The sequence below is a fragment of the Marinobacter sp. UBA2498 genome (assembly GCF_002341575.1).
Taxonomy (GTDB): Bacteria; Pseudomonadota; Gammaproteobacteria; order Pseudomonadales; family Oleiphilaceae; genus Marinobacter; species Marinobacter manganoxydans.
This window is the reverse complement of record NZ_DDOI01000084.1, coordinates 1-4,221: the sequence shown is the minus strand read 5'-3', so window position 1 is coordinate 4,221 and position 4,221 is coordinate 1. Positions and strand designations below refer to the sequence as shown.

At 59.1% G+C, this 4,221-nt stretch carries 4 protein-coding genes and 2 pseudogenes; all 6 read right to left on the bottom strand.

Annotation, left to right across the window (positions count from 1 at the left end; genetic code table 11):
* A pseudogene (locus tag B2W52_RS11715) lies at positions 1–221 on the bottom strand (NADH-quinone oxidoreductase subunit J); the annotation flags it as partial.
* Complete coding sequence (locus B2W52_RS11710; RefSeq protein ID WP_286803188.1) at positions 221–1,117, bottom strand: complex I subunit 1/NuoH family protein; 897 nt, start codon at positions 1,115–1,117, stop codon at positions 221–223. The pseudogene B2W52_RS11715 and the gene B2W52_RS11710, both read right to left, overlap by 1 nt.
* Entirely contained in the window at positions 1,114–2,967 is a 1,854-nt protein-coding gene (locus B2W52_RS22315; RefSeq protein ID WP_218972841.1) for a heavy metal-binding domain-containing protein, read from the bottom strand. Before B2W52_RS22315 ends, B2W52_RS11710 begins: the two co-directional genes overlap by 4 nt.
* Positions 2,964–3,326: an NADH-quinone oxidoreductase subunit A gene (locus tag B2W52_RS11695; protein ID WP_119440983.1), complete on the bottom strand. Its 363-nt coding sequence runs from the start codon at positions 3,324–3,326 to the stop codon at positions 2,964–2,966. Before B2W52_RS11695 ends, B2W52_RS22315 begins: the two co-directional genes overlap by 4 nt.
* A gap of 3 nt (positions 3,327–3,329) precedes the next feature.
* Positions 3,330–3,556: pseudogene (locus B2W52_RS11690) on the bottom strand (hypothetical protein).
* 30 nt (positions 3,557–3,586) lie between these two features.
* On the bottom strand, positions 3,587–4,221 hold a 635-nt coding region (locus tag B2W52_RS11685; RefSeq protein WP_476738532.1), incomplete at its 5' end, for an APC family permease.

The window sequence follows — 4,221 nt, the reverse complement described above, 5'->3', positions numbered from 1 at the left end:
ACCATGAAGATGGCCATGATGCTCATCTCCGTGGCCATCATCATGATCTGCAGTACACCCAGAAATTCGGTCTGCATCGCCAGAAACATGCAGCCGACGGCAGTCTGTGAAAACAGCAGCGCCAGCGCGGAACGGACCATGGATGACGTGCGAAACACCACTACGCCAAAGCCGATGGCGGCCAGCCCGAAAACGGCAACGAAAAAAGCCTGTGCGTGCATCAGGGAACCACCAGGATCAGTAAACCGACAATAATGATATTAACCAGTGCCAGAGGGATGCCCAGAATCCAGCACCACCGCATCAGATCCGCCTCGCGAATGCGTGGCAGGTAACGACCGGCCAGCAGCATCGACACGGCCACGGCCAGGGCCTTGATCAGGCTCCAGGCCCAGGGCGGCAGCAGCGGGCCGTGCCAGCCACCGAGGTAGAACACCGTGGTTGCGGAGGCCAGCGTAACCACCAGTGTCAAGCGGGCTAGGCGCAACACTGCCAGGCGGACGCCGGTGTACTCGGCATCCACACCTCCGCCAAGCTCCCCCTCCGCGGTGGGCAGATCGAATGGCGCGCGAAACGCAAGCGCCATGGCGGCAATGAAAAACAGCACGAATCCCAGGGGCTGATAGACAATGTTCCACAGACCCGCCTGGGAACCAACGATTGCAGTGTTCACCAGAGACTCAGCGCGCATGGCCACGGCCGTGATCGGCATGACAATAAGCATGGAATAGGCAATAAGCTGGCCCAGAAAGCGCCAGCCGCCGATCATCGCGTAGGCGCCATCCGGCCCCCAGCCCGCCATGATCACCGCGACCAGCACATAGGCCAGGGCCGCGTTGATGAAGAGCCCGCCGGTGCCGAGGTCCGCGATGACCAGATCCGGCGCCAGCGGCAGGACCGCCATACCAAGCACCGCCACAACCAATAGCAGCACCGGCGCCGCCTCGAAAAATACCCGGTCTGGCGAGCGCGGCACAATGGACTCACGGCCGATGTGCGCCAAGCCGCTGTATAGTGGCGCGGCCGGACTCAGGCGGCCCGTTGTGATCCAGCCCTCAATCACGGCCAGCAGCCAGGCGCTGCCAAGCAAGGCGAGCAAAACGATAACGACGGTCACGAGATTACCTCCCAGGGCGACAGGTCCAGCGACCCGATTGCCAACAGCGCATCGCCCAGTTCCTTGCCCTCGACAAGCTTCGGCACCAGGTCGATATGGTGACTGCAGGCGGTGTCCAGTTTGTAGGATTTCACCTGGCCACGTTCCAGTTTCAAGCTTAACCGGGCCTCGCCGCGTGGAGTGTCAACGGCTGCCTCACCGGTTCCTGACACATCGCCAATGTCGCGCAGGGATGGCAGCTCGGGCTCCCCGCTCGACCTAATGAGTTCGAGGCTGGCCGAAATTTGGGCCAGACGTTGCCACAGACGTGCCCAGGCATCTCCGCCTTCATCCGCAGCACGCGCTACAGGGCCGCGCAGAGCAGAAGATTTCGATGACAGTACGCCGATACCCTTCAGCCGCGATTTGAGCAAAGGCGTTCGCTCAAGGCGGGCACCCAATGTGCGCAGCACTGGCTCCAGCTCAGCAAGCCTGTTCCGATCAGCGTCTCTGACCTGCAGCTGCAGAGTTGAAGCCCGCTGCGTCAGCCAGGCGAAGCCGAGCTGGCGCCCCACTTGTGCCAGCCAACCCAGGTGACTGGCGATGCGCTCACGCTCAAGGGCGCCACTGCGGGCCTGAGTGGTCGCCTGATCGTCATTCAGCCCAGCCGCTTGCTCGATTGCCAGACAGGCCAGCAGACGGTAGCTCACAGGCGCCAACGGCATTGCTGAGGACAGATGCTCGATGAATGTATCAGCATCCATCTCTTTACTTTCCTGGCTCCCTTCACCCTCTTCACCTTCGGCGGTCATACCCACCAGGGAGGTCGCCCGCCCTTCGGTTACGCCATCGCCGTCGAGCGTCAGCGTCAACTTCAGACCACCGGGCAAGCCAGGAAAGACCGGGCCGAATGGCACCTCAAGCCAGTCCATCTGCAGGCCGTCGGCGCTGCGGGGCAGGTCTTTAGTGACTTCAATCATCGACATGAATCCCGAGGCACCATGATCGTGTCCACTGTGATCGTGTTCACCTTGATCATGCCCGGAATGTTCATGTTCTGAGTGGTCGTCAGATTCGCCATGTTGATGTTCGTGATCATGATGGTGCTGATGATCGTGGTGATGCTCATGATCGTGGCCAGAGCTCTCCTCGGAGTCGCCCTCATCTTCAGCGTCCTCACGGACTACCAGATCCATCCCGCACTTGGGGCAGCTGCCCGGCCCGTCCCGGACGATCTCCGGGTGCATGGGACAGGTATATTCGGTCCCGGTATTTTCCTGTGCATGGTCGTGCTCGTGATCGTGGCCGCCCTCAGGGGTAGATTCCCCGGCTTCGCGCGCTACCAGGTCCATGCCGCATTTGGGGCAACTGCCCGGCTCGTCTTCAACGACCTCCGGGTGCATGGGGCAGACATACTCGATTCTGGCATGCAGAACATCGGCGTCAAAATCCTCCGGCGATTCCGCAAAGGCACCGTCGACAAATGCGCGCTGTAGTTTACCTACGGCTTCGGTCAGCTTCTCTTGCGACAGACCTGCGGAAATATCGGCACCGGGTAAAGTTGATGGTGTCTGCCCACCTACCATGAGAATGGCTCGCGGCCGTGGCATCTGGGCGTAGAGCACGGCCACAGCATCGCCCATTTTTTCTGACAGCTCACCGACGATCAGGAGTACGCTGGCATCGCGCGGCGTGGTGCTGATGAGCAAGCCTGCAGCGGGTACGTCCAGACCATGTGCCAGCGCAACCTCCGGACCGGGAACGACCAGGCAACTCAGGTTACGGGCCAGTGCCCGGGAAACCAGCTTGTGCAAAAATGACGGCCGCTTCTGCCGTGCGCCCGTTGCGTTTATTGCCGGATCAGAACTCATTGCCGCCTGAAAGCCCCTTGGCTCCATCCGTAAAGCAGGCCAAGAAACAGAATGGCCAGAAACACGCCCATATCAAGCAACGCAACCATTCCCACTTCCTTGTACACAACTGCCCACGGGTACATGAAAGCCATCTCCATATCGAAGGCCAGAAACAGCAACGCGTAACCGTAGTACCGGGCGTGATAGCGCCCCCACACCGGATCCCGAGACAAGACTCCGGAACTCGCCGGCACATCCTTGCCCGACTCCTTACGTGTCGGGCCTATCGCGCGGGCGAGCGTATACAGACAGAAAACGCTGCCAACAATGCCGATTGCCAGCGCCAGCAACAGGGCGTATTGCTCCAGAAGGCTCATGTTCTATTCTCCGGACTTTCCGTTCCGGTTAGCCTGCCACTCACTGAACGCAAGAAAATAAAGCAGGAAAGGTTCACTAAAGGAATTACTATCAGCAGCCCCAGTGCACCCGGATACCCAATACGCTGGCATATACGCCAGGCCGGAATAATGGCCACGATTGCGAAAACCAGCATCCACAGCCAGTGCCCTCCCCACATTGTGTGACCATACATATTGCCTTCCATCATGTGCTTATCCTCCGTATCTGATATTTATGACTAGTGATGGTGTTCATGGCCTGAGCCTGCAGCTTCTCCGGACTTTTTAAGGAAGATCTGTTCCGCCACTGCAATAACAATCATGGTGACAACGGCAACCCCGATGACAAAGGGATCGGTATTCAGTTTGACCCAGACAAACCCGCCGAGTGCCAGCAGATCCAGCAGGATGGCCATGGTTGGCACCCATGCCCTGGCGTTCACATCTGCACGCAAATACCGAAGAACGCCCCAGTGGATCGCAATGTCCATAATCAGGTAGAACACGATACCCAGCGCCGCAATGCGTGAAAGATCAAAAAAGGCGGTCAGTATCACCCCCAGAACCACAGTGTAGACCAGCGTGTGTTTCTGGATGCTGCCTGGCATGCCGAAGTGGCTGTGCGGGACCAGTTTCATTTCGGAGAGCATGGCCAACATGCGCGATACAGCGAAAATGCTGGCAAGAATGCCTCCGGCAGTGGCCATCATCGCGATGGCAATGGTGAACCACACGGCGTACTGCCCAAGCGCCGGTCGCGCGGCTGCGGCAAGAGAATAGTCCCGGGTTTCGATGATTTCAGCCAGTGACAGATTGCTGGAGACAGCAAAACCGACCAGGGTATAAATCACCACGCAGGCCGCGATGGAAATAA

Excerpts from the sequence above, each read along its gene's own strand:
- B2W52_RS22315 (WP_218972841.1), bottom strand. The coding sequence starts at position 2,967 with ATGAGTTCTGATCCGGCAATAAACGCAACGGGCGCACGGCAGAAGCGG.
- B2W52_RS11695 (WP_119440983.1), bottom strand. The coding sequence starts at position 3,326 with ATGAGCCTTCTGGAGCAATACGCCCTGTTGCTGGCGCTGGCAATCGGC.